Origin of the sequence: Streptomyces sp. NPDC001513, from assembly GCF_042894695.1 — a bacterium.
Taxonomy (GTDB): Bacteria; Actinomycetota; Actinomycetes; order Streptomycetales; family Streptomycetaceae; genus Streptomyces.
This window is the reverse complement of the sequence record NZ_JBIAVU010000008.1, coordinates 377,030-403,515: the sequence shown is the minus strand read 5'-3', so window position 1 is coordinate 403,515 and position 26,486 is coordinate 377,030. Positions and strand designations below refer to the sequence as shown.

Genomic DNA, 26,486 nt, shown 5'->3' with positions numbered 1-26,486 from the left:
TCGCATGTCGGACATGGATGCCCTTTACCAGACAACCCGCATGCCTGTCGCGCACACACGCGCAGGGTCCCTCTCATGTGTGACAGTCAGCACACCGGGCAGGTAAAGCTCTCATCAAATAGTTTGTGATACCGTTCACTAAACCCGGCGACAGAGCCGAAGGACCGTAGTGCGACGGTCCCTTGGCCCGAGGTTCTCTCTCGGACCGGGCTTACGCTCGTCCCGTACGAGTCCCGTGCCCCCACCATCACGCGGAGCAAACCGCCATGCGGTCAGATGACGTCCGATCCCTCCTGCAAGCCGCCGTACCCACGGCTGTCGCCGGCGCTCTCGCCGCAGCGATCAGCGCGTTGGTCGTCGGAGGCAAGGGTGCGGTCGGGGCCGTCGTCGCGACGCTGGTCGTGATTCTTTTCATGGGCATCGGATTCGTCGTTCTGCAGCGCACGGCGAAGTCACTCCCGCATCTTTTCCAGGCCATGGGGCTCATGCTCTACACGGCCCAGATCCTGCTGCTTTTCGTGTTCGTCGCGGTGTTCAAGAACACCACCCTGTTCAATCCCAAGGCGTTCGCGATCACGCTCGTCGCCACCACCCTGGTGTGGATCGGCGCGCAGACGCGTGCTCATATGAAGGCCAAGATTCTTTACGTCGAACCGGACTCGGTGAAGGGCGACAAGCCCGAAAATCCGGGGCCGAAGTCGTGAAGGGTAGGGCCGGGATAAGTGGGCGTTCGAGATCCTGCTATCGTCCGGTGCCAACTGCGGCACTGCGGGCGCGGGCATCTGAGCTGACGCCTGTTCCATCGCGAGGCTCGATGCCTGACTGCCGCCCCACCATCCGTTACACCAGTCCAGTGCCGAACCGCGGCCGCGCGCCGCGCCGACACAACGAGGTTGCCGTACCTATGCGCCACGCTGAAGGAGCCCTGCGGTGAGTGCTGCTGACATGACGCTCGCCTTCGAGATCAATTGTCATTTCGAAGACGGCACTGGCTGCGGCTTCCCGGGCCCGACCCTGTACTCGTTCCTGTTCAAGCCGATCTTCGGTGACGACAGCGGCCTGTACTTCAACAAGACGATGCTGCTGGCCCTGCTGGGCTCGGTCATCATCGTCGGCTTCTTCTGGGCCGCGTTCCGGAAGCCGAAGGTCGTCCCGGGCAAGCTGCAGATGGTCGCCGAGGCCGGCTACGACTTCGTGCGCCGCGGCATCGTCTACGAGACGCTGGGCAAGAAGGAAGGCGAGAAGTACGTCCCCTTCATGGTCGCGACGTTCTTCTTCGTCTGGATGATGAACCTCTGGTCGATCATCCCGCTCGCCCAGTTCCCGGTGACCGCGGTCATCGCGTACCCGGCCGGTCTCGCCGCGGTCATCTACGTCATGTGGATGTCGGTGACCTTCAAGCGTCACGGCTTCGTCGGCGGCTTCAAGAACATCACCGGCTACGACAAGACCCTCGGCGGGATCCTGCCGCTGGTCATGGTGATCGAGTTCTTCTCGAACGTGCTGGTCCGCCCCTTCACCCACGCGGTCCGACTGTTCGCGAACATGTTCGCCGGGCACACCCTGCTGCTGCTGTTCACCATCGCCAGCTGGTACCTGCTGAACGGGATCGGCATCGCCTACGCGGGCGTGTCGTTCGTCATGGTCATCGTGATGACCGCGTTCGAGCTCTTCATCCAGGCCGTTCAGGCCTACGTCTTCGTGCTCCTGGCCTGCAGCTTCCTGCAGGGTGCGGTCGCCGAGCACCACTGAGCGCAGCCCGCTCCGCAAACCCCCAGTCGTCCGGTGGCCAACCCCCACCGGTCCGTGAAAGAGAAGGAAGAACTGGCATGTCCCAGACCCTTGCCGCCGTCACCGGCTCCCTCAGCTCCGTTGGTTACGGTCTCGCGGCCATCGGCCCCGGTGTCGGCGTCGGCATCATCTTCGGTAACGGCACGCAGGCTCTCGCTCGTCAGCCCGAGGCTGCCGGTCTGATCCGCGCCAACCAGATCCTCGGCTTCGCCTTCTGTGAGGCGCTCGCCCTCATCGGTCTGGTCATGCCGTTCGTCTACAGCTGACGAACCCCACGACTAGTCCGAATCGACGAAAGGCACTGATGTGAACCTCCTGGTTCTCGCGGCCGAGGAGCCGGGTAACCCCCTCGTCCCGCCGATCCCCGAGCTCGTCATCGGTCTGCTCGCCTTCGTCATCGTCTTCGGTTTCCTCGCGAAGAAGCTCCTCCCGAACATCAACAAGGTTCTGGAAGAGCGTCGCGAGGCCATCGAGGGCGGTATCGAGAAGGCGGAATCCGCCCAGACCGAGGCCCAGAGCGTCCTGGAGCAGTACAAGGCCCAGCTCGCCGAAGCCCGGCACGAGGCCGCGCGCCTGCGCCAGGATGCGCTGGAGCAGGGCACTGCGCTCAAGGAAGAACTGCGCGCAGAGGGCCAGCGGCAGCGTGAGGAGATCATCGCTGCCGGCCACGCCCAGATTGCGGCGGACCGTAAGGCCGCTTCCCAGGCGCTGCGTCAGGACGTGGGCAAGCTCGCCACCGACCTGGCCGGAAAGCTCGTCGGCGAGTCCCTTGAGGACCACGCCCGACAGAGCCGCACCATCGACCGCTTCCTCAGCGAGCTTGAGGAGAAGGCCGAGGCGGCCCGATGAACGGAGCGAGCCGCGAGGCACTGGCCTCCGCGCGTGAGCGTCTCGACGCGCTGACGGACAACACGTCCGTCGACGCGGCGAAGCTCGCCGGTGAGCTGGCTGCCGTTACCGCGCTGCTCGACCGTGAGGTCTCGCTGCGTCGGGTCCTCACCGACCCGGCGCAGTCCGGCGAGGCCAAGGCCGAGCTGGCCGGGCGACTGCTCGGCGCCCAGGTCGGCGGGGAGACCCTCGACCTGGTGTCCGGCATGGTCCGGTCCCGCTGGTCGCAGTCCCGCGACCTGGTGGACGCGCTGGAGGAGCTGGCGGCCACCGCCGACCTCACGGCGGCCCAGCAGGGCAACGCGCTCGACAACGTCGAGGACGAGGTGTTCCGGTTCGGCCGGATCGTCTCCTCGAGCACCGAGCTGCGTTCCGCGCTGACCGACCGCGCGGCCACCGCCTCCGCCAAGAGCGAGCTGCTGCGCAGCCTGCTCGGCGGCAAGGTGAACGCCGTCACCGAGCGCCTGGTGATCCGTCTTGTCACGCACCCGCGTGGACGTAGCCTGGAAGCGGGACTCGAGTCCCTTTCCAAGCTCGCCGCCGAGCGCCGTGACCGCATGGTCGCCACCGTGACCAGCGCGGTTCCGCTCAGCGACGTGCAGAAGGCGCGCCTCGGTGCGGTGCTGGCCAAGCTGTACGGCCGCCAGATGCACCTGAACCTCGACGTGGACCCCGAGGTCCTCGGCGGGATCTCGGTGCGAGTCGGCGACGAGGTCATCGACGGCACCATCGCGGACCGCCTCGCAGAGGCGTCCCGCCGCATGGCCGGCTGACCAGCCACCAAAAGAACAAAGCATTCCTAGCGGCCCGGTTGGGCCGTGCAGAACTTGCAGAAGATTCCTGGGGGTCGCCCCCAGACCCCTAAGAAGCTTCAGGCCCAACAAGGAGAGCAGGGAACCCAGATGGCGGAGCTCACGATCCGGCCGGAGGAGATCCGGGACGCACTGGAGAACTTTGTCCAGTCGTACCAGCCGGACGCGGCCTCGCGCGAGGAGGTCGGAACGGTCAGCGTTGCCGGCGACGGCATCGCGAAGGTGGAGGGCCTGCCCTCCGCCATGGCGAACGAGCTGCTGAAGTTCGAGGACGGCACCCTCGGTCTCGCCCTCAACCTCGAGGAGCGCGAGATCGGTGCGGTCGTCCTCGGCGAGTTCAGCGGTATCGAGGAGGGCCAGCCGGTGCAGCGCACCGGTGAGGTGCTCTCCGTCGGCGTCGGCGAGGGCTACCTCGGCCGCGTCGTCGACCCGCTCGGCAACCCGATCGACGGTCTCGGCGAGATCGCGACCGAAGGCCGCCGCGCCCTCGAGCTGCAGGCCCCCGGCGTCATGGTCCGCAAGTCGGTCCACGAGCCGATGCAGACCGGCTACAAGGCCATCGACGCGATGGTCCCCGTCGGCCGCGGCCAGCGTCAGCTGATCATCGGTGACCGCCAGACGGGCAAGACCGCCCTGGCCGTCGACACGATCATCAACCAGCGCGACAACTGGCGCTCCGGCGACGTGAACAAGCAGGTTCGCTGCATCTACGTCGCCATCGGCCAGAAGGGCTCGACCATCGCGTCCGTTCGCGGCGCCCTGGAAGACGCCGGCGCGCTCGAGTACACGACGATCGTCGCCGCCCCGGCGTCCGACCCGGCCGGCTTCAAGTACCTGGCGCCGTACACCGGTTCCGCCATCGGCCAGCACTGGATGTACGCCGGCAAGCACGTCCTGATCATCTTCGACGACCTGTCGAAGCAGGCCGACGCCTACCGCGCCGTGTCGCTGCTGCTGCGCCGCCCGCCGGGCCGTGAGGCCTACCCGGGTGACGTCTTCTACTTGCACTCCCGTCTGCTGGAGCGCTGCGCGAAGCTGTCCGACGACATGGGTGCCGGTTCGATGACCGGTCTGCCGATCGTCGAGACCAAGGCGAACGACGTGTCGGCGTTCATCCCGACCAACGTCATCTCCATCACCGACGGCCAGTGCTTCCTTGAGTCCGACTTGTTCAACGCGGGCCAGCGCCCGGCGCTGAACGTCGGTATCTCGGTCTCCCGCGTCGGTGGCTCCGCCCAGCACAAGGCCATGAAGCAGGTTTCCGGCCGTCTGCGCCTGGACCTCGCCCAGTACCGTGAGCTGGAGGCGTTCGCCGCCTTCGGTTCCGACCTGGACGCCGCTTCGAAGGCTTCGCTGGAGCGCGGCAAGCGTCTGGTCGAGCTGCTGAAGCAGGGCCAGTACCAGCCGATGCCCGTCGAGGAGCAGGTCATCTCCGTCTGGGCCGGCACCACCGGCAAGATGGACGACGTCCCGGTCAACGACATCCGTCGCTTCGAGTCGGAGCTGCTGGAGCACCTGCGCCGCGAGCGCAAGGACCTCCTCACCTCCATCGCCGACGGCGGCAAGATGTCGGACGACACCCTGACGTCGGTCGCGGACGCCATCACCGCCTTCAAGCGCCAGTTCGAGACCTCGGACGGCAAGCTCCTGGGCGAGGACGCACCGGCCGTCAACGTCTCCAAGTGACGACGGAAGGGACCTGACTCATGGGAGCGCAGCTCCGGGTCTACAAGCGTCGCATCCGTGCCATCACGGCGACCAAGAAGATCACCAAGGCGATGGAGATGATCGCCGCCTCGCGCATCGTCAAGGCGCAGCGCAAGGTGGCGGCATCGATGCCGTACGCGACCGAGCTCACCCGTGCGGTGACCGCGGTGGCCACCGGCTCGAACACCAGGCACGCCCTGACCACCGAGGTCGAGGCGCCGACCCGTGCCGCGATCGTGCTCATCACGAGCGACCGCGGTCTGGCCGGCGGCTACTCCTCGAACGCCATCAAGCAGGCGGAGCGGCTCACCGAGCGGCTGCGCGCTGAGGGCAAGGACGTCGACACCTACATCGTCGGCCGCAAGGGTCTGGCCTACTACGGCTTCCGCGAGCGCAAGGTCGCGGATTCGTGGACCGGCTTCACCGACAGCCCGGCCTACGCCGACGCCAAGCGCGTCGCGGGGCCGCTGATCGAAGCCATCCAGACCGAGACGGCCGAGGGCGGCGTCGACGAGCTGCACATCGTCTACACGGAATTCGTGTCGATGATGACGCAGAACCCGGTCGACGGCCGGATGCTGCCGCTCAGCCTTGAGAAGGCTGTGGAGGAGACCGGTGCGAAGGGCGAGATCCTTCCGCTGTTCGACTTCGAGCCGTCGGCGGAGGACGTCCTCGACGCCCTGCTGCCGCGCTACGTCGAGAGCCGTATCTACAACGCACTGCTGCAGTCGGCCGCTTCCGAGCACGCCGCCCGCCGCCGCGCGATGAAGGCGGCGACCGATAACGCCGGAGACCTCATCAAGAGCCTCTCCCGGCTTGCCAACGCGGCCCGCCAGGCCGAAATCACCCAGGAAATCAGCGAGATCGTCGGTGGCGCGAGCGCCATGGCTGACGCGACCGCGGGGAGTGACAAGTAATGACGACCACTGTTGAGACGGCCGCCGCCACGGGCCGCGTCGCCCGGGTCATCGGCCCGGTCGTCGACGTGGAGTTCCCCGTCGACGCCATGCCCGAGATCTACAACGCGCTCAAGGTCCAGGTCGCCGACCCGGCCGAGGACGGCAAGCTCAAGACCCTGACCCTCGAGGTCGCGCAGCACCTGGGTGACGGCCTCGTCCGTACCATCTCGATGCAGCCGACCGACGGTCTGGTCCGCCAGGCCGCGGTGACCGACACGGGCGCGGGCATCACCGTTCCCGTCGGTGACTTCACCAAGGGCAAGGTGTTCAACACCCTCGGTGAGGTGCTGAACTACCCCGAGGCGAACGCCGAGGTCACCGAGCGCTGGCCGATCCACCGCAAGGCGCCCCGCTTCGACGAGCTCGAGTCGAAGACCGAGATGTTCGAGACCGGCGTCAAGGTCATCGACCTTCTCACCCCGTACGTCAAGGGTGGAAAGATCGGTCTGTTCGGTGGTGCCGGTGTCGGCAAGACCGTTCTGATCCAGGAAATGATCTACCGCGTCGCCAACAACCACGACGGTGTGTCGGTCTTCGCGGGCGTCGGTGAGCGTACCCGTGAGGGCAACGACCTCATCGAGGAAATGGCCGAGTCGGGCGTCATCGACAAGACGGCTCTTGTGTTCGGCCAGATGGACGAGCCCCCGGGCACGCGTCTTCGCGTCGCGCTTGCCGGTCTGACCATGGCGGAGTACTTCCGCGATGTGCAGAAGCAGGACGTGCTCTTCTTCATTGACAACATCTTCCGTTACACCCAGGCCGGTTCCGAGGTCTCCACGCTGCTCGGCCGCATGCCGTCCGCAGTGGGTTACCAGCCGAACCTGGCTGACGAGATGGGTCTGCTGCAGGAGCGCATCACCTCGACGCGTGGTCACTCGATCACCTCGATGCAGGCGATCTACGTCCCCGCGGACGACCTGACCGACCCGGCGCCGGCGACCACCTTCGCCCACCTCGACGCGACGACGGTTCTTTCCCGTCCGATCTCCGAGAAGGGCATCTACCCGGCCGTGGACCCGCTGGACTCGACGTCCCGCATCCTCGACCCGCGGTACATCGCGGCGGACCACTACGCCACGGCGATGCGCGTCAAGGGGATCCTCCAGAAGTACAAGGACCTCCAGGACATCATCGCGATCCTCGGTATCGACGAGCTGGGCGAGGAGGACAAGCTCGTTGTCCACCGTGCCCGTCGCGTCGAGCGCTTCCTGTCGCAGAACACCCACGTGGCGAAGCAGTTCACCGGCGTGGACGGTTCGGACGTTCCGCTCGAGGAGTCGATCACCGCGTTCAACGCGATCTGCGACGGTGACTACGACCACTTCCCCGAGCAGGCGTTCTTCCTGTGCGGTGGCATCGAGGACCTGAAGGCCAACGCCAAGGAGCTGGGCGTCTCCTGATCCGGCGCGCTCCGCGAGGGGCGCATCCGGTTCGCACGTTTCAGGGAGAGGGGCGGGTGTGTCCCGTCCCTCTCCCCACGCCCATTAGAATTTGACCCAACACCCGGCCGACCCGCCGGGTGGTGACCCGAGGAGCCACCTTGGCTGCTGAGCTGCACGTCGAGCTGGTCGCGGCGGACCGCAATGTCTGGTCCGGCGAGGCCACCCTTGTTGTCGCCCGCACCACGTCCGGCGACATCGGCGTCATGCCCGGTCACCAGCCGCTTCTCGGTGTGCTGGAATCGGGCCCTGTGACCATCCGCACCAGCGAGGGCGGCACTGTCGTCGCCGCGGTGCACGGCGGTTTCATCTCGTTCGCGGACAACAAGCTGTCCCTGCTGGCCGAGATCGCCGAGCTCGCGGACGAGATTGACGTCCAGCGTGCGGAGCGGGCACTGGAGCGCGCGAAGGCGGAGGCGGACGCCGCCGCCGAGCGTCGCGCTGATGTCCGGCTGCGCGCCGTAACGGGCTGAACGCCCGTCGGAGTTTGAACCGCTGAGTACCGGGGGGCGACCGCCGGGACTCGGCAGACCTCAGCCGCGGTCCGTTCTGGAATTTTCCAGACCGGGTCGCGGCTGAGGCGATGCAGGTCGTTTTTTTCTCATGCGTATTCGATGAGCGAGGAGGTCGGTGAAGATGCTCCTCGCTCTGCTTGTGAGCGGCCTGGTCGTAGCCCTGGTGGTGATCGGGCTGTTTGTCTTCGGGCTGCGCCGCAGGCTCATCCAGCGGTCCGGCGGCACCTTCGACTGCAGCATGCGCTGGGGCGTGGCCGACAAGCCCGACGTCTCCGGCAAGGGCTGGGTGTACGGGGTCGCGCGCTACAGCGGTGACCGGATCGAATGGTTCCGGGTGTTCTCGTACTCGCACCGGCCGCGCCGGCTGCTGGAGCGGTCCTCCATCGAGGTCGTCGCCCGCCGCGCCCCGGAGGGCGAGGAGGAACTGGCCCTGCTCTCCGACGCCGTCGTGCTCGGCTGTGTCCACCGCGGGACCCGCCTGGAGCTGGCGATGAGCGAGGACGCGCTGACCGGCTTCCTGGCCTGGCTGGAGGCGGCGCCTCCAGGGCAAAGGGTGAATGTCGCCTGAATTGCTGTCGCCTGTGCCTGTGGCCTGAGGTTTTCAGGACGTGAAGAAGCCGGGGAGACGGGGGCGGACCCGTCTCCCCGGCTTCCGTCTTTCCTACTGCAGCCCGGTGTGGATGGCGTTCGCGAGCTCACCGTTCGTGGTGTCCCCGCTGAACTCCCAGAAGAAGGCTCCCTTGAGGCCCTGCTGCTTGGCCCAGGTCATCTTCCCGGCGATGGTGGCGGGGGTGTCGTAGCTCCACCAGTTGCTGCCGCACTTCGCGTAGGCCGTGCCGGCGATCGTGCCGGTGGCCGGGCAGCTGTTCTTGAGCACCTTGTAGTCCTCGATGCCCTGCTCGTACGTGCCGGGGGCGGGGCCGGTGGCGGTGCCGCCGGGGGCCGCCTGGGTGACGCCGGTCCAGCCGCGGCCGTAGAAGCCGATGCCGAGGTTGAGCTTGGCGCCGGGGACCCCCTTGGCCTTCAGCTTGGCGATGGCGTCGGCCGAGTTGAAGCCGGCCTGCGGGATGCCCGCGTACGAGGTGAGCGGGGAGTGCGGGGCCGTCGGGCCCTGCGCCGCCCAGGCGCCGAAGAAGTCGTACGTCATGACGTTGTAGAAGTCGACGTACTGCGCGGCGCCGCCGTAGTCGGCCGCGTCGATCTTGCCGCCGCTGGAGGCGTCGGCGGTGATGGCGGCGGTGACCAGGTTGTTCGCGCCGAACTTGGCGCGGGTCGCCTGCATCAGGTTCTTGAAGGCGGCCGCTCCGCTGGTGTCACAGGACAGACCGCAGGCGTTCGGGTACTCCCAGTCCAGGTCGATCCCGTCGAAGACGTCGGCCCAGCGCGGGTCCTCGACGAGGTTGTGGCAGGACTGGGCGAAGGCGGTCGGGTTGGCCGCGGCCTGCGGGAATCCGCCGGACCAGGTCCAGCCGCCGAAGGACCACAGGATCTTGATGTTCGGGTAGGCCTTCTTCAGCTTGCGCAGCTGGTTGAAGTTGCCGCGCAGCGGCTGGTCCCAGGTGTCGGCGACGCCGTCGACGCTCTGGTCGGCGGTGTAGGCCTTGTCGTAGTCGGCGTAGGCGTCACCGATGGTGCACTGGCCGTTCTGGACGTTGCCGAAGGCGTAGTTGATGTGGGTGATCTTGCTCGCCGTGCCCGAGGTGACCAGGTTCTTCACGTGGTAGTTGCGCCCGTAGACGCCCCACTCGGTGAAGTAGCCGAGCTTGACCTTGCCGCCCGGGTCCGGGGGCTGGGTGCCGCCGGCCGTCGTGACGGACACGGTGACGGACGAGGCGCCGGTCTGGTCGATCGTGTCGCGCGCGACCACGTGGTAGCTGTACGTGGTGCCCTTGGTCAGGCCCGTCTGGGCGTAGGTGGTGCCGGTGACCGTGGCGATCTTGACGCCGTCGCGGTAGACGTCGTAGTTCTTGATGCCCTTGTCGTCGGTGGCGGCGCCCCAGCTCAGGGTCAGCGAGGTCTCGGTGATGGCGGAGGCGGACGGGGCGCCCGGGGACGAGGGGGGCGCGTCGCCGGGCTGGGTGGAGCCGTCGCAGGAGGCGCCGTTGATCTTGCAGCCGGTGGGGGAGCCGCCGCCCGCGCCGTTGAAGCCGAAGCTTGCGCTCGCGCCGGGGGCGAGGGTGCCGTTCCAGCCGACGTTCTTGGCCGTCCAGTGGGTGCCCGAGCTGGTGACGGTGGCGTCCCAGGCCGAGGTGACCGAGGTGCCGGCCGGGTAGTCCCACTCCACGGTCCAGCTGGTGAGGGTGGTGGTGCCGGTGTTCTTCACCACCCACTTGCCCTCGAAGCCGGTGCCCCAGTCGGAGACCTTGGTGTACGTCGCGGTCGCCGCGGCGGCCGCCTGGGCCGGGGCGGCGAGTACGACGAGCCCGGTGACGGGCAGGGCGAGCGCGGCCACGATCGCCGCGACGCGGGTGAAGAACCGGGTGCGCCTGGTGCGGGGTGGGGATGCTGTGCTCAAGGGTGATCCTCCGTAGGTCCGTCTCGGTCGTGGGGGACCTCGACATGGGGGTGGGACCTGCGCCGCCCGTGAGCACGCTTTGTCATGGCACGCTCACCACAGTGTTGCGGCGAGCGTAGAAAGGTCTGGACCAACCGTCAAGAGGTCCAGACCGGTACGCGCACGGCCGCCCGGAGCCCGGGCTATATCCCCAACTCCTGTGCCAGTACCGCGGCTTGGAGCCGGCTGCGCAGTTCCAGCTTGCCGAGCAGGCGACTGACGTGCGTCTTCGCCGTCGCCTCCGCCATCTCCAGCCGCTGGGCGATCTCCGCGTTCGACAGGCCCTCGCCCAGCGCGCTCAGCACCTCCCGCTCGCGCGGGGTCAGCGAGGCCACCGCCGCGGCCGTCTCCGGTGCCGGGGTGGCCCGCGCCGGCCGGGGCGCCGCGAACTCGGCGATCAGCCGCCGGGTCACCGCCGGTGCGATCAGGCCCTCCCCGCGCGCGACCGTCCGTACCGCCTCGATCAGCTCCGCCGCGTCCGCGTTCTTCAGGAGGAAGCCCGCGGCCCCCGCCCGCAACGCCCCGAAGACGTACTCGTCGAGGTCGAAGGTGGTCAGCACCAGGACGTCGGCCAGCCCCTCCGCGACCACCTGACGCGTCGCGGACACCCCGTCCAGCCGGGGCATCTGCACGTCCATGAGGACGAGGTCCGGCCGCAGCTCCCGGGCCAGGCGCACCGCCTCCTCCCCGTCGCCGGCCTCGCCCACCACTTCGACGTCCCCCGCGCTGCGCAGGATGAGCACCAGCCCGGCCCGCACCGCGCTCTGGTCCTCCGCCACCACCACCCGGATGGTCATGCCTCCACCGCCTTCTCCTTCGCGGGCAGTGTCGCCCGCACCTGCCACACCGCGCCGGACCGGCCCGCCGTGAATGCTCCGCCCAGCAGCTCCGTCCGCTCCCGCATGCCGATCAGCCCGGCCCCGGAGCCGGGGGCGCGGGGGCCCGGCCGGTCCCCGTAGGGCGAGTCCACCCCCACGGTCAGCAGCCCGTCCGTGTGCGCCACGCGGACCGTGACCGTGCCGGGGGCGGCGTGCTTGAGCGCGTTGGTGAGCGATTCCTGCACGATCCGGTACGCCGCCAGCTCCACCGGGGCCGCCGCGGGCTCCCCGGACGGCCGCTCGTCGTGGAGTACGAACGCCAGCCCGCTCGCCGAGCCGTTGGTGCGGGCCTGCGCGATCAGGGCGTCCAGGCCGTGCAGCGAGGGCACGGCGACCGGCTCCTGGTCACCGCCGGCATCCCGCAGCAGCCCGATCAGACGCCGCATTTCGGCCAGCCCCTGCACGCTGTTCTCGCGGATCACACCGAGCGCGTCGCGGCTGGTCGCGGCCGTGTCGATGGAGAGCGCGGCGGTGGAGTGGATGGCGATGGCGGAGAGGTGGTTGGCCACCATGTCGTGGAGCTCCCGCGCCATCCGGGCCCGTTCGGCGGCCACGGCCTGGCTGCGGTCCATCTCGGCCAGCAGCGCGGTCTGCTCCGCGCGCAGCCGGGCCGCCTCGGCGGCCTCGCGATGGTTGCGCAGGGTGGCGCCGGTCAGGGCCGGGGCGAAGCTCACGATGCCGGTGATCGTGCCGATCAGCAGGGCCTGCGGGGTGCGCAGCCAGGCCAGCGAGGCGATGGTGACCACGACCGTGATCAGGCCGGTGGTGACCGGGAGCCGCCGGGCCATGGCCGGTTTCCCGTACACGACGGCGGCGTACATCAGATCGGTGAAGATCACGACGGTGGCCAGGCTGCCGACCGTGAACTGGTCGGCGATCACCCCCAGGGTGCCGACGACCAGGGTCACCTGCGGCGCGGTGCGGCGCAGCAGCTCCATCGCCCCGAGGGCCGCCAGGGGGACCAGGGCCGCCCAGGCCGGGAACAGGTCCCGGCTCGGGCTGCTGTAGACGCCGAGCGACCAGAAGGCCAGGCCCGCGGCCGTGCTGACCACCGCGAGGAAGACGTCGTCACGGTGGGGGCGCAGGCTCTTCTCGATCACGGTCCCATCCAACAGGGTGCGCGGGCCGCGCACGTCGGCGGAGGGGCCGAGGTGCGGCTACATCGAAGGATGCAGGCCCACATGGTCAATGGCGACGACGAAACGGGCCCGGCCGGACGGGAGTCTGGAGGGGAACGGAGAACCGAGCGGACGGAGAGTCCCATGATCGTCGCGCTGATCATCGCCTGTGAGGTCGGCTTCTGGGTGCTGCTGGCGGCCGGACTGGCCCTGCGCTACCTCGCGCGGATGCCCCGGCTGGGGGCGGCGGTCCTGCTGTGCGAGCCCCTGATGGAGCTGGTCCTGCTGGTGGTCACCACGCTCGACCTCAAGAACGGCGCCGAGCCGGACTGGAAGCACGGTCTGGCCGCGCTCTACATCGGCTACACCGTCGCCTACGGCCACTACACGATCAAGTGGCTCGACGGGCACGCCGCGCACCGGCTGGCCGGGGGCCCCAAGCCGGCCGGCGCCGGGTACGGGAAGGCGCGGGCCGTGCACGAGTGGAAGCTGTGGGTCCGTACCGTCGTCGCGGCCGCCGTCGCCCTCGGTCTGCTCCAGGTGGCCATCTGGTACGTGGGAGACGCGGGCGACGTGAGCTCGCTCAAGGCGTGGCAGTTCGGCGCCCTGCGCGCGGTCGGCATCCACGCCTTGGTCGCCGTCGCCTACACGATCTGGCCGAAAAAGGCCCCCGCGGGCGGGGAAGAGCGGACCGTACTGGCGAAGACCGACCGATAGCGCTACGGGGGCCACGGGGGGTGGCCCCCACGCGGCGGCCGGCGGCGGCGCGGGTCCCCGGGTGCTACCGCTCGCCGCCCGGCACCCACAGCACGTCGCCGACCTCCTTGTTGGCCACCCGGGCCAGGATGAACAGGAGGTCGGAGAGGCGGTTCAGGTAGGTGGCGGTCAGCGGGTTCATCACCTCGCCGTGCACCTCCAGCGCCGCCCACGTCGAGCGCTCGGCGCGCCGGACCACCGTGCAGGCCTGGTGCAGCAGGGCCGCGCCGGGGGTGCCGCCGGGCAGGATGAAGCTGCGCAGCTTCTCCACCTGCTCCAGGAAGAGGTCGCAGTCCGCCTCCAGCTTGTCGATGTAGAACTGCTCCACCCGCAGCGGCGGGTACTCCGGGTTCTCGACCACCGGCGTGCACAGGTCGGCGCCCACGTCGAACAGGTCGTTCTGCACGCGGACCAGGACCTTCACGACCTCCGCCGGCAGCCCGCCGAGCGCGATGGCCGTCCCGATGGCCGCGTTGGCCTCGTTGGCGTCGGCGTACGCCGAGATCCGCTGGTCGGTCTTGGCCGTGCGGCTCATGTCGCCGAGGGCGGTCGTGCCCGAGTCGCCGGTGCGGGTGTAGATGCGCGTGAGGTTCACCATGCGGCCAGCGTAGACGGACCGCCCCCGGCCGCGCCGGGCCGGAGGACGGGGGAGGGGACGGGGAGGGGACGGGAGCGAGGACGGGGGAGAGGACGGGTGAACTGGAGGGCTGGGCAGGGGTGCTGGGCCGTACCGGTGTGATGTCCGTCATCTGAGACGTGACGCGTGTTACTTCGCGGTCACAGCGCACCGCCCGGGCGCTAGTCTCCGCCGGAGTGGCTACGAGGCCGTGCCGTATTTCGAGACTGGTCATTTGAAGAACGTGGGGTGTGCAGTGGCTGGGAAGCTCGCCGTCATCGGTGCCGGACTGATGGGTTCCGGGATCGCTCAGGTCTCCGCTCAGGCGGGTTGGGACGTCGTACTGCGCGATGTCACCGACGCCGCGCTGACCCGTGGCACGGACGGGATCAAGGCCTCGTACGACAAGTTCGTCTCCAAGGGCAGGCTGACGGCCGAGGACGCCGAGGCGGCGCTCGCGCGCATCACGACGGCCACCGACCTCGAAGCGGTGGCCGACGTGGACATCGTCGTGGAGGCCGCCTTCGAGAAGATCGAGATCAAGCACGAGATCTTCCGGGCCCTCGACAAGATCGTCCGCGAGGACGCGATCCTCGCCTCCAACACCTCCGCCATCCCGATCACCAAGATCGCGGCCGTGACGGAGCGTCCGGAGCGGGTCGTCGGCGCGCACTTCTTCTCGCCCGTCCCGATGATGCAGCTGTGCGAGCTCGTGCGCGGCTACAAGACGAGCGACGAAACCCTCGCCACGACGCGGGCGTTCGCCGAGTCCGTCGGCAAGACCTGCATCGTCGTCAACCGCGACGTCGCCGGTTTCGTGACGACCCGTCTGATCTCCGCGCTGGTCGTCGAGGCCGCCAAGCTCTACGAATCGGGCGTGGCGTCCGCCGAGGACATCGACATCGCGTGCAAGCTGGGCTTCGGCCACGCGATGGGGCCGCTGGCCACCGCCGACCTCACGGGCGTCGACATCCTGCTGCACGCCACCAGCAACATCTACACCGAGTCGCAGGACGAGAAGTTCGCGCCGCCGGAGCTCATGCGCCGGATGGTGGACGCGGGCGACATCGGCCGCAAGAGCGGCCAGGGCTTCTACAAGCACTGAGGCCGGTCCAGCCACTGAGCACCACCGTTCGAATATCCCGTTCACCCCTCAGGGTGAATTAGGTATCGGTTCGCTCACGGTCGGCAACTTCCCTGCCCGTGGGGCAGTCAGTTGAAGTGAGAGTTGCCGACCACGGACCAGTCGGACCATACGTACGCAGTACTGCCGGGAGTACACATGCACATCAGGGGCGACCACGCCGAACTCGCTGTCGGGGGCCGCCTCGACGTGCGCAGCGCGGCGGACGCCCGTACGGCCCTCCACACCGCCCTCGACGACGGTCACGGCGACCTCGTGCTCGACCTCACCGGGCTCGACTCCTGGGACGCGACCGGCCTCGGCGTGATCATGGGCGCGCACCGGAGGGCCGGCCGGACCGGCCGGCGCCTCGTCCTGCGCGGGGTGCCGCCCCAGATGCAGCGGCTGCTCGTCGCGACGCGCCTGCACCGGATCCTCGCCATCGAGGGCGGCCTGGAGGCGGAGTCCCTGCCCCGCGTCTGAACGGCAGGCCTCTGACCTTTGCATTTCCTGCGGAAACGTAACGGTCCGGTGGTGATCGCCCCCCTGCGGTTTCCCGCACCACCGGCCACGGTCTAGGGTTCGGGCGGAAACCGGACCAGGAGCTACCGCGGGTGCGCCGAGGCCGGGCGGTACGACGGCGAGGCGCTCGGCCCGCGATCGGGGGACTGGGTCATGGACCGTACACAAGGGCAGACCGAACAGGATGGGCAGTCCGCAGGCGGCTCCGCGCCGCCCGTGCCCGGATCCGGGCAGGCTCCGGCCCCGTCCGCCACGACCGCCGCGCCCACGGCCCACGGACCCGCACGGGTCGTCACCCTGACCGCGGGCGACTTCACCCTCACCGTCAACCCGGTCGACGGCAGTGAGATCGAGCCGCTGCGCCCCGGCACCGAGCGGGGCCGCCCCGCCAAGCGCGACGCGGCCGCCCGTACGGCCCGGGAGACCGCGGCACGGGTACCCGCCCTGCCGGGCCCCGGCGGCCTCATACGCCCCCTGCTCGGCCGCGAAGAGGAACAGGAACGCCTCGTCCGCCTGCTGGCACGGGGCCGGTCCGTACGGCTGACCGGACCTTCCGGGTCCGGCCGCAGCGTGCTGCTCGACGCGGTCGCCGCCCGGTGCGCGGGCCTCGCGCCCGACGGCGTCGTACGGCTCTCCGGATACGGGCACCAGCAGCCCGCGGAACTCCTCCAGACGCTCTACGCGACCGTGTACGAGGCCCCGGGGGAGCGGCCCGAGCGGGACGAGCTCCTCGCCCGCGTACGGGACATCGGCGCCATCGTCCTCCTGGACGACCTGGAGATGGGCGGTCCCGCCCTCGACGAACTGCTGCGCGCCACCCCCGAATGCGCCTACCTGCTCGCCACGACCCCCGACACCCGCTCCCCCTCCGACGACTCCCACATCGAGGAGGTCTTCCTCACCGGGCTGGCCAAGGCCGACTGCGTGGAACTGCTCGAAGCGGGCGTCGGACGGCCGCTGACGGACGAGGAGACCGCCTGGGCGGGCGACCTGCGGTTCGCCTCCGAGGGGCTGCCGCTGCGCTTCGTACAGGCCGCGGCGCTGCTGCGGCAGCGGGACGAGCTCAACCACTCCGCCGAGGAAGACGACGAGGAGGAGCCCGGCGTCTTCGACGAGCGCCCGCGCGACCGCGTGCAGGTGCCGCTGCCGACGCTGGCCGAGGGCGCGGCCCCGGCCGAGCTGCTGGCCTCGCGGGTCAGCGAGTCGGCGCGGGCGGCCCTGCGGATCGCCTGCGCGCTCGGCGGGGAGCTGCCGCACCACGCGCACCTGCCGGCCCTGGTGGGGGACACCCACGCCGACACGGCGGTGGCGGAGCTGCTGGCCTGCGGGCTGCTGACGCCCGTCGGGACGCGCCACCGGCTCGCCGCCGGCGTCGCACGCCAGCTGGAGGAGGTCGGGTACGGGGACACCGCCGCGGAGGAGGCCCGTACGGCCGCCCGGCACTACGCCTGGTGGACCGGGCACGCCTCGGTGACCCCGGAGCGCGTCGCGGCCGAGGCGGACGCCGTGCTCGCGGCGCTGGCCGGCGCCGACGTGGTGGCGGCGGTGCTGCTGGCACGGACGGCGGCTCCGGCCTTCGCGGGCTCGCTGCACTGGGAGGCGTGGGAGCGGGTGCTGCGCTCCGGAGCGGAGGCCGCGCGCAAGGCGGGGGAGGTCGCCGAGCAGGCGTACTTCCACCACGAGCTCGGCGTGCTGGCCCTGTGCGAGGGGCGCCTGGACCGGGCGCGGGCCGAGCTGGAGACCTCGATCGGGCTGCGCGGCGCGCTGGCCGACAAGCGGGGCACGGTGGCCGGGCGGCGCGCGCTGGCGCTGGTCGTGGACCGGGAGACGGCGGTGGCGGCGTCGCCGCCGCTGCGACTGGAGGCACCGGCCGCCCTGGCGGCGGCTTCGGAGGCGCTGACGGTGGTGACCCCGGCCACGTCGGGCACCCCGGCCACTCCGGCGGCCTCGTCCGCCCCGACCGCGCCGCTCGCCAAGGCCGCCCCGACCGCGCCGCTCACGAAGGCCGCCCCGGCCGCGAACAGACCGGCCCCGTCGACCCGCATCGCCCCCGTGGTCCCGGTCGGCCCCGTCTCCGCCGAGGCGGTGACGCGGATGACCCCGGTGGTGCCGGTGAACCGGAGCGCGGAGCCGCCCACGACGCTGTCGGAGGTGTTCGAGGACGCCTTCCCGCTGTCGCCCAAGCCGGTGGCGCTCGCCGCCCCGAAGCCCGCGCCCGCGCCGGACCGGCGCCGGCTGGTGCTGCTGGCCGGGGCGGGAGCCCTGACGGTGGTGGCGCTGGGCACGGTCGTGGCTCTGGCGCTGGGCTCCTCGGACGACACGCCGCCGGAGCAGGGCCCGGCGGTCTCCTCGACCCCGTCGGCCGCGGTCCCGTCGACCGCGCGGGGCAGCAGCGGGAACGATCCTGCACCGGAGCCGCCGGCGGCCTCGGCCCCCGCGTCGGAGGCCGCGCAGCCGGGACAGAGCGCCGCCGCCCCGACCCCGGGCCGCACACCGGGCCGGACCCCGTCGCGCCGCCCGTCCGCGACGCCGCCGAACTCCCCGCCGCCGTCGTCCGTTTCGCCCCCGCCGACCACCGCGGGGCCGTCCCCGACGCCGACCGAGACCACCGAGCCGTCGCCGACGGCCACCCAGGTGGTCACGGCCACCGCCGCCTCGCCCACCGCGGGCCCGTGAACGCCGACGGCTCCGTCCCCTCGGGGACGGAGCCGTTGCGTCAGTGGGCGGTGGGCCGGTCGGGCAGCCCGGGTGGGGCCGGGAATCAGAACAGGCGGAGCTTGTCGTCCTCGATGCCGCGCAGCGCGTTGTAGTCCAGGACCACGCAGTCCATCCCGCGGTCCGTCGCCAGCACCTTGGCCTGCGGCTTGATCTCCTGGGCGGCGAAGATGCCCCGGACCGGCGACAGGTGCGGGTCGCGGTTGAGCAGCTCCAGGTAGCGGGTCAGCTGCTCGACGCCGTCGATCTCGCCGCGCCGCTTGATCTCCACGGCCACCGTCGCGCCGGAGGCGTCCCGGCACAGGATGTCCACCGGACCGATCGCCGTCATGTACTCGCGCCGGATCAGGGTGTAGCCCTCGCCCAGCGTTTCGATGCGGTCCGCCAGGAGTTCCTGGAGGTGTGCCTCGACGCCGTCCTTGATGAGCCCCGGGTCGGTGCCGAGCTCGTGGGAGGAGTCGTGGAGGACTTCCTCCATGGTGATGATGAGCTTCTCGCCCGCCTTGTTGATGACCGTCCAGACCCCGGCGTCATCACCGCTCCCCTCCTTGAGGGTGCACGGGGGCGACATCCAGTTGAGCGGTTTGTACGCCCTGTCGTCCGCGTGGATCGAGACACTGCCGTCGGCCTTCACGAGGATCAGACGGGGTGCCGAGGGCAGATGGGCGGTGAGCCGGCCCGCGTAGTCGACGGAGCAGCGGGCAATGACGAGACGCATGGTCGGCAACGCTACTCGACGAGAAGGCCTCCACGCGATTCGCCCCTGAAAGCCCCCTTCGCGGATGGCGCGTTGTATGCGCATTCTCCTGGTGCGCCACCCATGGGGCGCCTACCGTGGTGAGCGGGAGGTGGCGGAGCGTGCACTCTGCGTCGCGACCTCCTTCCCTGCCCGTAAGACTCCGGCAACCCAATCGCCGGGGTCGCGAGAGGAGAACCCATGTCGCTCGACGTCTCACCGGCCCTACTCGAACAGGCCGAGCGAGGCGAGGTCGACGAAGCCGCTTTCGTCGACTGCGTCCGGACCTCCCTGCCCTACGCATGGGAGATGATCAGCTCGTTGGTGGCCCAGCTGAAGGTGGACGGCGGACAGTTCGCCGACAACCAGACGCCGCCGCCCGACGAGCAGGCGCGAGGGCAGCTGCTGCGTGCCCTCGCGAGTGACGCGATACGGGGTGCCCTGCAGCGGCACTTCGGAGTGCGCCTGGCATTCCAGAACTGTCACCGGGTTGCGGTGTTCCCGCTGGACCCCTCGGTGGACGACCGGCTGGCCAAGTTCACTTCGATCCGCGGTCAGCTGCTCAACCAGTCGCCCGAACTGCGGGACTGCTAAGCAGGTCCGGTAGATCTCAGCCGAGGCGGGGCAGGACCTCGACGCCGAGTCGTCGTACGTTCTCCTCCGTCGCGGCGAGATCGCCGGAGCCCTCCGTCAGGAGGGCGAAGCGCGTGATCCCCGTCCGTGCGGACGTGGCCGCCAGCCGGTCCGCCGCCACCTCCGGGGTGCCCACCGGGTGCAGGTCGCACAGCAGTTCCGTGTACGCGACCGGATCCCGCATCGCGCGCACGCGTCCGTCCACGGTCACGTGCGCGTCCAGGCCCTGCTTGAGCCAGCCCGGCATCGCCTTGAGCAGGGTCTCGCGGGCGTCCGCCGTGCGGTCCGCGAGCTGGCACACCCCGGCGGAGACGTGTCCCGCGCCGGCCACGTGCTCCCGCGAGTGGCCCGCCGCCAGCGCCGTGCCGCGCCACAGCGCGACCATCTCCGCCTTGGTCTCGTCCCCGCAGTGCATGCCGAGGAGCATCGGCAGCCCCCGCTGCGCGGCCAGCCGTACGGAGGCGGGGGAGGTGCACGCCACGATGACCTCCGGCCCCGAGCCGTCCCCGTCCAGGGCCTCCGACGGCCGCGGTACGACGGCCACCTCGCGGAAGCCGTACCGCTCGCCGGCGGCTCCCACCCGGGCCTCCGTCAGCCAGCGCCGCAGCAGGTCCAGGGCCTCCGGGAAACCGTTCTCGTACGAGTCCAGACCGCCCCCGAACACCTCCAGGTCGACCCACGGCCCGCCGCGGCCGACCCCCAGGGTGAACCGGCCGCCCGAGGTCACGTGCAGCAGTGCCGCCTGCTCGCCGAGGGCCACCGGGTGCGTGCTCGGCAGCACGCTCACCGCCGTGCCCACCCGCAGCCGCCGGGTCCGGCCCAGCAGCAGGGCCGCCAGGGTCACCGCCGAGGGGCAGACCCCGTACGGGACGAAGTGGTGCTCGGCCAGCCAGACCGAGTCGAGCCCGGCCTCCTCGGCCACCTCGGCGGTCCGCACCGCCCGGTGCAGTGCCTCTCCCTGTCCCTGGCCCGGGAACTGGGCCGCCAGTACAAACGCTCCTACGCGCATCGCCTTTACCCTCCTTGCGGCTGACGCGGCCTCCCCCAGGTGGACCGGTTCTTCCTATGGCAACAACGTCTGACACGTGCCAAAGGCACGGGCTGACAGGAAAGTTATTGGGATTGTCGGGCCATTCCTCTTCGGACCGCAGCCTTCCTCAGCCACCCTGCGGGTACCCGGCCTCGCTGCGCGTAGTCTGGGAGAAAGTCACTGCCGTCCGCCCTCCCGTGAGGTATACGTGTCACCGCGCAACAACCGCCCCAGGGGCGGCGAGACCCCGGACGAACGCCCCAGCACCGGCCTCGACCGCTACGGGCTGGAGCGCACCGAGGAGTACCAGGGCGAGGACTGGAAGGTCCGGCACGTCGCCGGCGCCAGCGCGGCCGGCAAGCGCTACCGCTGCCCCGGCTGCGACCAGGAGATCCCCTCGGGCACCCCGCACCTGGTGGCCTGGCCGGAGTACGGCGGCGTGGACGACCGCCGCCACTGGCACAAGGCCTGCTGGAACGCGAAGGACCGCCGCACCTCGAAGGTGCAGCGGTCCCGCAACGCGCCGAGGTACTAGGTACCGGGTACCGAGTACCGGAAGACCCCGGGCGTCCTAGACGTCCCGGCGGCCGACCGACAGGTACGAGGCGGTCACCGCCGCGCCCGTCACCAGCACGATGAGCAGCACGTGCGACAGGGTGCTGGGCTCCGCCCCCAGGTCGCCGCCCTCCCGCATGCCGAAGAGCTGGCTCAGCGCCACCGGCACGTTGCGTTGGAGGATGGCCCGCCCGAGGGGCGCCACGGCCTCCCAGCCGCTGAGCATGGCCCCTATCACCGGCGGCAGCGTGACCAGGCCGAGCATGACGGCGATCGCCCCCGCGGAGTGCCGCACCAGGGCGCCGATCGCGAGCGCGAGCACGCCGAGCAGCGTGACGTAGAGGCAGCCGAGCAGTGCGCCGAACCACTCTTGGGCGGCGTGCGAGCCGGCCGCGGCGCCGTCGTGGACGAGCGCGGCGGCGATCCCGACCACGAAGACGGACAGCGCGGTGGTGATCAGGGCCGTGACGCTGAAGACGAGGTACTTCGCGGTGAGCACCCGGAAGCGGTCCGGGGCGGCGGTGAACGTGGTCCGCGCCAGCCCGGTGCCGTGCTCCGAGGTGATGGTCAGCACGCCGAGGACCATCACGGCGATCTCCCCGACCAGCAGGCCGAAGAGGGCGGGCGTGGTGAAGGTGATCCCCGCGTAGTCCTCGTCCGAGGTCTGCGAGACGAAGAACAGCCCGACGCCCACGACGATGAGCACCAGCGAGCCCAGCGTCCACAGGGTGGAGCGGATGGACACCAGCTTGGTCCACTCCGAGGCCACCGCGTGCCCCAGGTGCGGCCGCGGCGTGGGGAGGGAGGAGCTGTAGCTCCGGGGCCGCTCCGGCGTCGTGGTCGTCGGGGTCATCGTGAGTCCTCGGGGGATTTCTTGGCGGTGCTCGTGAGCTCGCCGGGATTGCTCGGCATGAGGAAGGGCTGCCCGCCCGCTGCGGGCGGCGGCGGCGCGAAGAAGCCCCTCTGCGGGACCTCCGGTGCCGTCGGTTCCTCCTCCCACGCGGGGAGGGTCAGCGGTTCGGGCTCCCAGAGCTCGGCCCGCGGGTCCTCGGTGGAGGTGTACTCGACGGCGGACTGGGTCATCCGCATGTACGCCTCCTCCAGCGAGGCGTGGTGCGGTGACAGCTCCCACAGCCGTACGCCGGCCCCGTGCGCGAGGTCCGAGATGCGGGGCAGCTCCAGACCGGTCACGCGCAGTGCTCCGTCGGGCTCCTGGAGCACCCGGCCGCCCGCCTTGGTGAGGGTCGTACCCAGTGTCTCCCGGCCATCCGGATCAGTGTCGGCCGCGCGCACCCGAGCGAATCCGGCCGAGTTGTGGGCGATGAACTCCTGGGTGCCCATATCGGCCAGCAGCCGCCCCCGCCCGATCACGATCAGGTGGTCGGCGGTCAGCGCCATCTCGCTCATCAGGTGCGAGGAGACGAAGACGGTGCGGCCCTCGGAGGCGAGCCGGCGCATGAGGTTGCGGACCCAGAGGATGCCCTCGGGGTCGAGCCCGTTGACCGGTTCGTCGAACAGCAGCACCTGCGGGTCGCCGAGCAGGGCGGTGGCGATGCCGAGCCGCTGTCCCATGCCGAGCGAGAAGCCCTTCGTGCGCTGCCGGGCGGCGTCCTGGAGCCCGACCACGGCCAGCACCTCGTCCACCCGCCGCTCCGGGATCCCGGAGAGCTGGGCGATCGAGAGCAGGTGCGTACGGGCCCGGCGGCCGCCGTGCACGGCCTTGGCGTCGAGCAGGGCCCCGACGTGCCGCTGGGCGTTCGGGAGGTCCCGGAAGGGCTGGCCGTTGATCGTGACATGACCAGAGGTGGGCCGGTCCAGGCCCAGGATCATGCGCATGGTGGTGGACTTCCCGGAGCCGTTGGGCCCCAGGAATCCCGTGACGTGACCCGGCTTGACCTGGAAGGACAGCTGGTCGACGGCGGTCTTGGCGCCGTAGCGCTTGGTCAGGCCGACTGCCTCGATCATCTTGCTGCCCCTTACCAGGCCGGGACGACTTTCGCCCGCGTAAGGATTAAGAGGATAACGAGCTTCCTGTGGTTCCGTCCCGGGCCGGATCCCTGAGCTGCCCCTGAGACCGACCCGGGGATCTCCCGTAGTACGCCGGCAGGAGGTCAGGCGTCCCTCTTGCGGAGGACGGCGTAGCCCCCGAGTACCGCGGCCAGCGTCCAGAGGACCATGATCCCGAAGCCGCCCCACGGTCCGTACGGGGTCTCGGGGGACCCGAAGGCGTTGGGTACGACCTGCATGATCCGGGCCCCGGCGTTGCTCGGCAGGTACTGGCCGACCGTACGGGTCGCCTCGAAACCGTTGAGGAGGTTCGAGACGATCAGGAAGAACGGGATCAGGATGCTGATGGCGGCGACCGAGCTGCGCAGCATGGTCGCCACGCCCATGCAGAACAGGGCGAGCAGCGCCAGGTACAGTCCGGCGCCGATCAGGGCGCGCAGCACGTTCTCCTCGCCGACGCCGATGCCGAGGTCACCCAGGAGCGCCTGCGTGAGGAAGAACGACACGAAGCTGGTCAGCAGCCCCACGACCAGGGCCAGCGTCGTCGCCACCGCCATCTTGCCGAGCAGGAAGTGCCCGCGGCGGGGTACGGCGGCCAGTGAGGTGCGGATCATGCCCGTGCTGTACTCGGTGCTCACGACCAGCACACCGAAGACGATCATCGCGAGCTGGCCGAACTGCATCGAGGCGAAGCTCATCGCGGTGGCGTCGAAGGTGGCCTGCTGGGCCGGGTCCAGATTGTTCTTGTCGAACGTGGCGCTGAACAGCGCGGCGAACCCGGCGGTGACGAGGAAGACGAGGGCGAGGGTCCAGCTGGTGGAGGCGACCGTGCGGATCTTGGTCCACTCGGACTTGAGGACGGCGGTGTAGGCCATGGTCACTCGCCGCCCTTGCGGGTCGCCTCGTAGCCGGCGCCCCAGGCGGGGACGTCGGCCGGCCGGGCGGGGTTGTCGGCGGCCATGCCCGGCGGGACCGGGGCGCCGGGCGCGCCCGGCGCGTGGGCGTGGTATTCGACGGAGTCGGCCGTCATGCGCATGAACGCTTCTTCCAGTGAGGCCCGTTGCGGGCTGAGTTCGTGCAGCACGATCTGGTGCCGGGCGGCGAGCTCGCCGAGCTGTTCCGCGCTCGCTCCGTCGATCTCCAGCGTGCCGGTGGCGGGAACGCTGACGGCGTTGATCCCGGCGTCGTGCAGGACGTCCTTGAGCCGTTCCTGCTGCGGGGAGCGCAGCCGGACGTAACTGCGGGAGTTCTGCTGAATGAAATCGGCCATCGGAAGATCGGCCAGAAGCCGCCCTTGACCGATGACGACCAAATGGTCTGCGGTGAGCGCCATTTCACTCATCAGATGGGAGGACACGAAGATCGTCCGTCCTTCCGCCGCCAGGCCCTTCATCAGATTGCGGATCCAGAGAATTCCCTCCGGGTCCAGACCATTGACGGGCTCGTCGAACATCAGGATTTCCGGATCACCCAGCAGTGCGGAGGCGATTCCCAGTCGCTGGCCCATGCCCAGCGAAAATCCTTTGGACTTCTTCTTGGCCACGGCCGTCAGCCCGACCAGGTCCAGCACCTCGTCGACCCGGCTCTGCGGGATCTCGTTCGACTGGGCCAGACAGAGAAGGTTGTTGTACGCGCTGCGGCCGCCGTGCATGGCCTTCGCGTCCAGCAGCGCCCCGATGTGCTTCAGCGGTTCCGGCAGCTCGCGGTAGTGCTTCCCGTCGATCCGGACCGTCCCGCTGGTCGGATTGTCGAGGTCGAGCATCATGCGCATGGTCGTGGACTTCCCTGCCCCGTTGGGGCCGAGGAAGCCGGTCACCACCCCCGGTCGGACCTGGAAGCTGAGGTGGTCCACGGCGGTCTTCGCGCCGAATCGTTTGGTAAGTCCCTCTAGCTCGATCATGCGGCCACGCTAGAACGCCCGAGGGCCCTACGCCACCTCGAACAGGTGACGCAGGGCCCTCGGTCGGGTCAAGCGTGTGCGACGGGTTTCGGCCCGCCGGTCGCTCAGCGGCTCTGCTGCGCCGGGACGCCGCGGCTGACCGGCTCGTCGTCCACGATCGGGTTGGCCGCGGCGACGGCCGCACCGGTGAGCGTCGCCAGCATCTCGCGGACGTTGGTGAGCTGCGCGTTGATCGAGTCACGGCGGTTGGTGAGCGCCGCCAGCTCGCGCTCGGACTCGCTGCGGATACGGTCCGCCTTGGCGTTGGCGTCGGCCACGATGTCCTCGGCCTGGCGCTGCGCGGTCTCCACGGTCTGCCGGGCGCGGCGCTCCGCGTCCGTACGCAGCTTCTCGGCCTCCAGGCGCAGCTGCTCCGCGCGGTGCTCGATCTCGGCGAGGCGCTTCTCGGCCTTGGCCTGACGCGAGGCCAGGTCGCGCTCGGACTGCTCACGGCGCTTGGCCAGGTTGGTCTCGAAGTCCGCGGCGGCCTGGGCCGCCTTGGCACGGGTCTCCTCGAACAGCGCGTCGGCCTCCTCGCGCTTGGAGGCCGCGTCCTTCTGGGCCTCCGAGCGCAGGGTCGACGCGTCGCCCTTCGCCTTCTCGACGATGCGGACGCCCTCGTCCTCCGCCTTCGTCTTGCGGTCGGCGGCGAACGACTCGGCGTCGTTGCGCACCTGCTGGGCGGCCGACTCGGCGAGCTCGCGGTGCTGCTCGGCCGCGCGACGGGCCTCCTCGCGCAGGTCCTTCGCCTCCTCCTCGGCCAGCCGAAGGATCTTCTCGACCCGGGCGCCGAGACCGGCGTACGACGGCTCGGCGTCGTTCACCTGGGCCTGGGCGTTCTGCGTCTCGAGGTGCAACTCCTCGATCCGCTTTTCCAGAGAGTTGATACGTCCAAGGGCGCTGTCGCGGTCGGAGACCAGCTTGGTAATGCGGTCGTCCACCTGACCACGGTCGTAACCACGCCGCACGAGCTCGAAGCCGAAGGGGGAGGAAGTGTCGCTCATGGGGTTCCTGTCGAATGAGACCGATGAGGTGCTACGTGAGGTGTTAAGGGGAATCCTAGGCGCCCGAGCGGCGTGTCATCGAGTCAATCCGCGTTTGATCTGGACAATGACACCCCTTTTGAGTGGCAAGGCCACAGAATGCTTGTCACTCGTTCGCCTGAACCTCCATCAGGTGGACACATCCCCGTC

General features: G+C 70.0%; 27 protein-coding genes. 16 read left to right on the top strand and 11 right to left on the bottom strand.

The features are described from left to right. The first annotated feature begins 266 nt into the window (after positions 1 to 266). From ACFYZ4_RS20350 to ACFYZ4_RS20305, 10 genes are all read left to right on the top strand, one after another. The gene (locus ACFYZ4_RS20350; protein ID WP_030708140.1) at positions 267 to 704 is read left to right on the top strand and encodes a hypothetical protein; all 438 of its coding nucleotides are present in this window, start codon (positions 267 to 269) and stop codon (positions 702 to 704) included. A 241-nt stretch (positions 705 to 945) separates the two neighbouring features. Then, on the top strand, positions 946 to 1,752 hold the full coding sequence (atpB, locus tag ACFYZ4_RS20345) for a F0F1 ATP synthase subunit A (RefSeq protein ID WP_351293260.1): 807 nt from the start codon (positions 946 to 948) through the stop codon (positions 1,750 to 1,752). A 77-nt stretch (positions 1,753 to 1,829) separates the two neighbouring features. After that, positions 1,830 to 2,057, top strand: coding sequence for an ATP synthase F0 subunit C (atpE, locus tag ACFYZ4_RS20340; RefSeq protein ID WP_030386954.1), 228 nt, complete (start codon positions 1,830 to 1,832; stop codon positions 2,055 to 2,057). A 40-nt stretch (positions 2,058 to 2,097) separates the two neighbouring features. After that, positions 2,098 to 2,640 carry a F0F1 ATP synthase subunit B gene (locus ACFYZ4_RS20335; RefSeq protein WP_351293201.1) on the top strand — a complete coding sequence of 181 codons (543 nt, stop codon included), beginning with the start codon at positions 2,098 to 2,100 and terminating at the stop codon, positions 2,638 to 2,640. Then, positions 2,637 to 3,452 (top strand): F0F1 ATP synthase subunit delta, encoded by an 816-nt coding sequence (locus ACFYZ4_RS20330; RefSeq protein ID WP_351293204.1) that lies wholly within the window; start codon positions 2,637 to 2,639, stop codon positions 3,450 to 3,452. Before ACFYZ4_RS20335 ends, ACFYZ4_RS20330 begins: the two co-directional genes overlap by 4 nt. Before the next feature lie 129 nt (positions 3,453 to 3,581). Next, positions 3,582 to 5,177 carry a F0F1 ATP synthase subunit alpha gene (gene atpA / locus ACFYZ4_RS20325; protein WP_351293206.1) on the top strand — a complete coding sequence of 532 codons (1,596 nt, stop codon included), beginning with the start codon at positions 3,582 to 3,584 and terminating at the stop codon, positions 5,175 to 5,177. Between the two features lie 20 nt (positions 5,178 to 5,197). Continuing rightward, positions 5,198 to 6,115, top strand: coding sequence for a F0F1 ATP synthase subunit gamma (locus tag ACFYZ4_RS20320; protein ID WP_351293209.1), 918 nt, complete (start codon positions 5,198 to 5,200; stop codon positions 6,113 to 6,115). After that, positions 6,115 to 7,557, top strand: a complete 1,443-nt coding sequence (gene atpD, locus ACFYZ4_RS20315) for a F0F1 ATP synthase subunit beta (RefSeq protein ID WP_351293212.1) — start codon at positions 6,115 to 6,117, stop codon at positions 7,555 to 7,557. Before ACFYZ4_RS20320 ends, atpD begins: the two co-directional genes overlap by 1 nt. A gap of 140 nt (positions 7,558 to 7,697) precedes the next feature. Further along, positions 7,698 to 8,069, top strand: coding sequence for a F0F1 ATP synthase subunit epsilon (locus ACFYZ4_RS20310; protein WP_030708154.1), 372 nt, complete (start codon positions 7,698 to 7,700; stop codon positions 8,067 to 8,069). 163 nt (positions 8,070 to 8,232) lie between these two features. Next, entirely contained in the window at positions 8,233 to 8,679 is a 447-nt protein-coding gene (locus ACFYZ4_RS20305) for a DUF2550 domain-containing protein (protein ID WP_327416472.1), read from the top strand. A gap of 93 nt (positions 8,680 to 8,772) precedes the next feature. Here the strand turns inward: ACFYZ4_RS20305 and ACFYZ4_RS20300 are convergent, their stop codons facing one another. The 3 genes from ACFYZ4_RS20300 to ACFYZ4_RS20290 all read right to left on the bottom strand — a co-directional run bounded on the left by ACFYZ4_RS20300 (position 8,773) and on the right by ACFYZ4_RS20290 (position 12,643). Beyond that, complete coding sequence (locus tag ACFYZ4_RS20300; RefSeq protein ID WP_351293216.1) at positions 8,773 to 10,626, bottom strand: glycoside hydrolase family 18 chitinase; 1,854 nt, start codon at positions 10,624 to 10,626, stop codon at positions 8,773 to 8,775. A gap of 182 nt (positions 10,627 to 10,808) precedes the next feature. Beyond that, positions 10,809 to 11,462: a response regulator transcription factor gene (locus ACFYZ4_RS20295; protein ID WP_351293219.1), complete on the bottom strand. Its 654-nt coding sequence runs from the start codon at positions 11,460 to 11,462 to the stop codon at positions 10,809 to 10,811. Next, positions 11,459 to 12,643: a sensor histidine kinase gene (locus ACFYZ4_RS20290; RefSeq protein WP_390784490.1), complete on the bottom strand. Its 1,185-nt coding sequence runs from the start codon at positions 12,641 to 12,643 to the stop codon at positions 11,459 to 11,461. The genes ACFYZ4_RS20295 and ACFYZ4_RS20290 overlap by 4 nt, the downstream gene beginning before the upstream one ends. A gap of 162 nt (positions 12,644 to 12,805) precedes the next feature. Between ACFYZ4_RS20290 and ACFYZ4_RS20285 the strand changes: the two genes are divergently transcribed. Then, a complete protein-coding gene (locus ACFYZ4_RS20285; protein WP_390784489.1) occupies positions 12,806 to 13,378 on the top strand; it encodes a hypothetical protein in 573 nt (190 codons plus the stop codon). A 64-nt stretch (positions 13,379 to 13,442) separates the two neighbouring features. On the opposite strand, the gene ACFYZ4_RS20280 is transcribed toward ACFYZ4_RS20285, so the two are convergent. Next, entirely contained in the window at positions 13,443 to 14,015 is a 573-nt protein-coding gene (locus tag ACFYZ4_RS20280; protein WP_390784488.1) for a cob(I)yrinic acid a,c-diamide adenosyltransferase, read from the bottom strand. Between the two features lie 274 nt (positions 14,016 to 14,289). Between ACFYZ4_RS20280 and ACFYZ4_RS20275 the strand changes: the two genes are divergently transcribed. From ACFYZ4_RS20275 to ACFYZ4_RS20265, 3 genes are all read left to right on the top strand, one after another. Further along, complete coding sequence (locus ACFYZ4_RS20275) at positions 14,290 to 15,138, top strand: 3-hydroxyacyl-CoA dehydrogenase family protein (RefSeq protein WP_351293230.1); 849 nt, start codon at positions 14,290 to 14,292, stop codon at positions 15,136 to 15,138. Positions 15,139 to 15,315: 177 nt separating this feature from the next. Next, a complete protein-coding gene (locus ACFYZ4_RS20270; protein ID WP_030153791.1) occupies positions 15,316 to 15,639 on the top strand; it encodes an STAS domain-containing protein in 324 nt (107 codons plus the stop codon). Positions 15,640 to 15,831: 192 nt separating this feature from the next. Then, a complete protein-coding gene (locus ACFYZ4_RS20265; protein WP_390784487.1) occupies positions 15,832 to 18,354 on the top strand; it encodes an ATP-binding protein in 2,523 nt (840 codons plus the stop codon). Between the two features lie 85 nt (positions 18,355 to 18,439). Here ACFYZ4_RS20265 and nucS read toward each other — a convergent pair whose 3' ends face one another. After that, the gene (gene nucS, locus ACFYZ4_RS20260; protein ID WP_030708169.1) at positions 18,440 to 19,111 is read right to left on the bottom strand and encodes an endonuclease NucS; all 672 of its coding nucleotides are present in this window, start codon (positions 19,109 to 19,111) and stop codon (positions 18,440 to 18,442) included. A gap of 219 nt (positions 19,112 to 19,330) precedes the next feature. On the opposite strand from nucS, the gene ACFYZ4_RS20255 reads away from it, so the two are divergent. Next, entirely contained in the window at positions 19,331 to 19,723 is a 393-nt protein-coding gene (locus ACFYZ4_RS20255) for an SCO5389 family protein (protein WP_030660337.1), read from the top strand. A 16-nt stretch (positions 19,724 to 19,739) separates the two neighbouring features. Here ACFYZ4_RS20255 and ACFYZ4_RS20250 read toward each other — a convergent pair whose 3' ends face one another. Further along, entirely contained in the window at positions 19,740 to 20,771 is a 1,032-nt protein-coding gene (locus tag ACFYZ4_RS20250; protein WP_351293237.1) for an LLM class flavin-dependent oxidoreductase, read from the bottom strand. A gap of 229 nt (positions 20,772 to 21,000) precedes the next feature. Between ACFYZ4_RS20250 and ACFYZ4_RS20245 the strand changes: the two genes are divergently transcribed. Further along, positions 21,001 to 21,327: a hypothetical protein gene (locus ACFYZ4_RS20245; protein ID WP_030009607.1), complete on the top strand. Its 327-nt coding sequence runs from the start codon at positions 21,001 to 21,003 to the stop codon at positions 21,325 to 21,327. 36 nt (positions 21,328 to 21,363) lie between these two features. Here the strand turns inward: ACFYZ4_RS20245 and ACFYZ4_RS20240 are convergent, their stop codons facing one another. The 5 genes from ACFYZ4_RS20240 to ACFYZ4_RS20220 form a co-directional block, all read right to left on the bottom strand. Continuing rightward, positions 21,364 to 22,200, bottom strand: coding sequence for an ABC transporter permease (locus ACFYZ4_RS20240; RefSeq protein WP_351293240.1), 837 nt, complete (start codon positions 22,198 to 22,200; stop codon positions 21,364 to 21,366). Beyond that, on the bottom strand, positions 22,197 to 23,312 hold the full coding sequence (locus tag ACFYZ4_RS20235; protein WP_390784486.1) for an ABC transporter ATP-binding protein: 1,116 nt from the start codon (positions 23,310 to 23,312) through the stop codon (positions 22,197 to 22,199). Before ACFYZ4_RS20235 ends, ACFYZ4_RS20240 begins: the two co-directional genes overlap by 4 nt. A gap of 146 nt (positions 23,313 to 23,458) precedes the next feature. Beyond that, positions 23,459 to 24,229 carry an ABC transporter permease gene (locus ACFYZ4_RS20230; protein WP_351293263.1) on the bottom strand — a complete coding sequence of 257 codons (771 nt, stop codon included), beginning with the start codon at positions 24,227 to 24,229 and terminating at the stop codon, positions 23,459 to 23,461. Positions 24,230 to 24,231: 2 nt separating this feature from the next. Then, positions 24,232 to 25,254: an ABC transporter ATP-binding protein gene (locus tag ACFYZ4_RS20225; RefSeq protein WP_351583614.1), complete on the bottom strand. Its 1,023-nt coding sequence runs from the start codon at positions 25,252 to 25,254 to the stop codon at positions 24,232 to 24,234. A gap of 104 nt (positions 25,255 to 25,358) precedes the next feature. Next, the gene (locus ACFYZ4_RS20220; RefSeq protein WP_351293249.1) at positions 25,359 to 26,297 is read right to left on the bottom strand and encodes a cellulose-binding protein; all 939 of its coding nucleotides are present in this window, start codon (positions 26,295 to 26,297) and stop codon (positions 25,359 to 25,361) included. Between the last annotated feature and the right edge of the window lie 189 nt (positions 26,298 to 26,486).

Coding starts and splice junctions, on each gene's coding strand:
- ACFYZ4_RS20350 (WP_030708140.1), top strand. CDS start 267: ATGCGGTCAGATGACGTCCGATCCCTCCTGCAAGCCGCCGTACCCACG.
- atpB (WP_351293260.1), top strand. CDS start 946: ATGACGCTCGCCTTCGAGATCAATTGTCATTTCGAAGACGGCACTGGC.
- atpE (WP_030386954.1), top strand. CDS start 1,830: ATGTCCCAGACCCTTGCCGCCGTCACCGGCTCCCTCAGCTCCGTTGGT.
- ACFYZ4_RS20330 (WP_351293204.1), top strand. CDS start 2,637: ATGAACGGAGCGAGCCGCGAGGCACTGGCCTCCGCGCGTGAGCGTCTC.
- atpA (WP_351293206.1), top strand. CDS start 3,582: ATGGCGGAGCTCACGATCCGGCCGGAGGAGATCCGGGACGCACTGGAG.
- ACFYZ4_RS20320 (WP_351293209.1), top strand. CDS start 5,198: ATGGGAGCGCAGCTCCGGGTCTACAAGCGTCGCATCCGTGCCATCACG.
- atpD (WP_351293212.1), top strand. CDS start 6,115: ATGACGACCACTGTTGAGACGGCCGCCGCCACGGGCCGCGTCGCCCGG.
- ACFYZ4_RS20305 (WP_327416472.1), top strand. CDS start 8,233: ATGCTCCTCGCTCTGCTTGTGAGCGGCCTGGTCGTAGCCCTGGTGGTG.
- ACFYZ4_RS20295 (WP_351293219.1), bottom strand. CDS start 11,462: ATGACCATCCGGGTGGTGGTGGCGGAGGACCAGAGCGCGGTGCGGGCC.
- ACFYZ4_RS20285 (WP_390784489.1), top strand. CDS start 12,806: ATGATCGTCGCGCTGATCATCGCCTGTGAGGTCGGCTTCTGGGTGCTG.
- ACFYZ4_RS20280 (WP_390784488.1), bottom strand. CDS start 14,015: ATGGTGAACCTCACGCGCATCTACACCCGCACCGGCGACTCGGGCACG.
- ACFYZ4_RS20270 (WP_030153791.1), top strand. CDS start 15,316: ATGCACATCAGGGGCGACCACGCCGAACTCGCTGTCGGGGGCCGCCTC.
- ACFYZ4_RS20265 (WP_390784487.1), top strand. CDS start 15,832: ATGGACCGTACACAAGGGCAGACCGAACAGGATGGGCAGTCCGCAGGC.
- nucS (WP_030708169.1), bottom strand. CDS start 19,111: ATGCGTCTCGTCATTGCCCGCTGCTCCGTCGACTACGCGGGCCGGCTC.
- ACFYZ4_RS20255 (WP_030660337.1), top strand. CDS start 19,331: ATGTCGCTCGACGTCTCACCGGCCCTACTCGAACAGGCCGAGCGAGGC.
- ACFYZ4_RS20250 (WP_351293237.1), bottom strand. CDS start 20,771: ATGCGCGTAGGAGCGTTTGTACTGGCGGCCCAGTTCCCGGGCCAGGGA.
- ACFYZ4_RS20240 (WP_351293240.1), bottom strand. CDS start 22,200: ATGACCCCGACGACCACGACGCCGGAGCGGCCCCGGAGCTACAGCTCC.
- ACFYZ4_RS20235 (WP_390784486.1), bottom strand. CDS start 23,312: ATGATCGAGGCAGTCGGCCTGACCAAGCGCTACGGCGCCAAGACCGCC.
- ACFYZ4_RS20230 (WP_351293263.1), bottom strand. CDS start 24,229: ATGGCCTACACCGCCGTCCTCAAGTCCGAGTGGACCAAGATCCGCACG.
- ACFYZ4_RS20225 (WP_351583614.1), bottom strand. CDS start 25,254: ATGATCGAGCTAGAGGGACTTACCAAACGATTCGGCGCGAAGACCGCC.
- ACFYZ4_RS20220 (WP_351293249.1), bottom strand. CDS start 26,297: ATGAGCGACACTTCCTCCCCCTTCGGCTTCGAGCTCGTGCGGCGTGGT.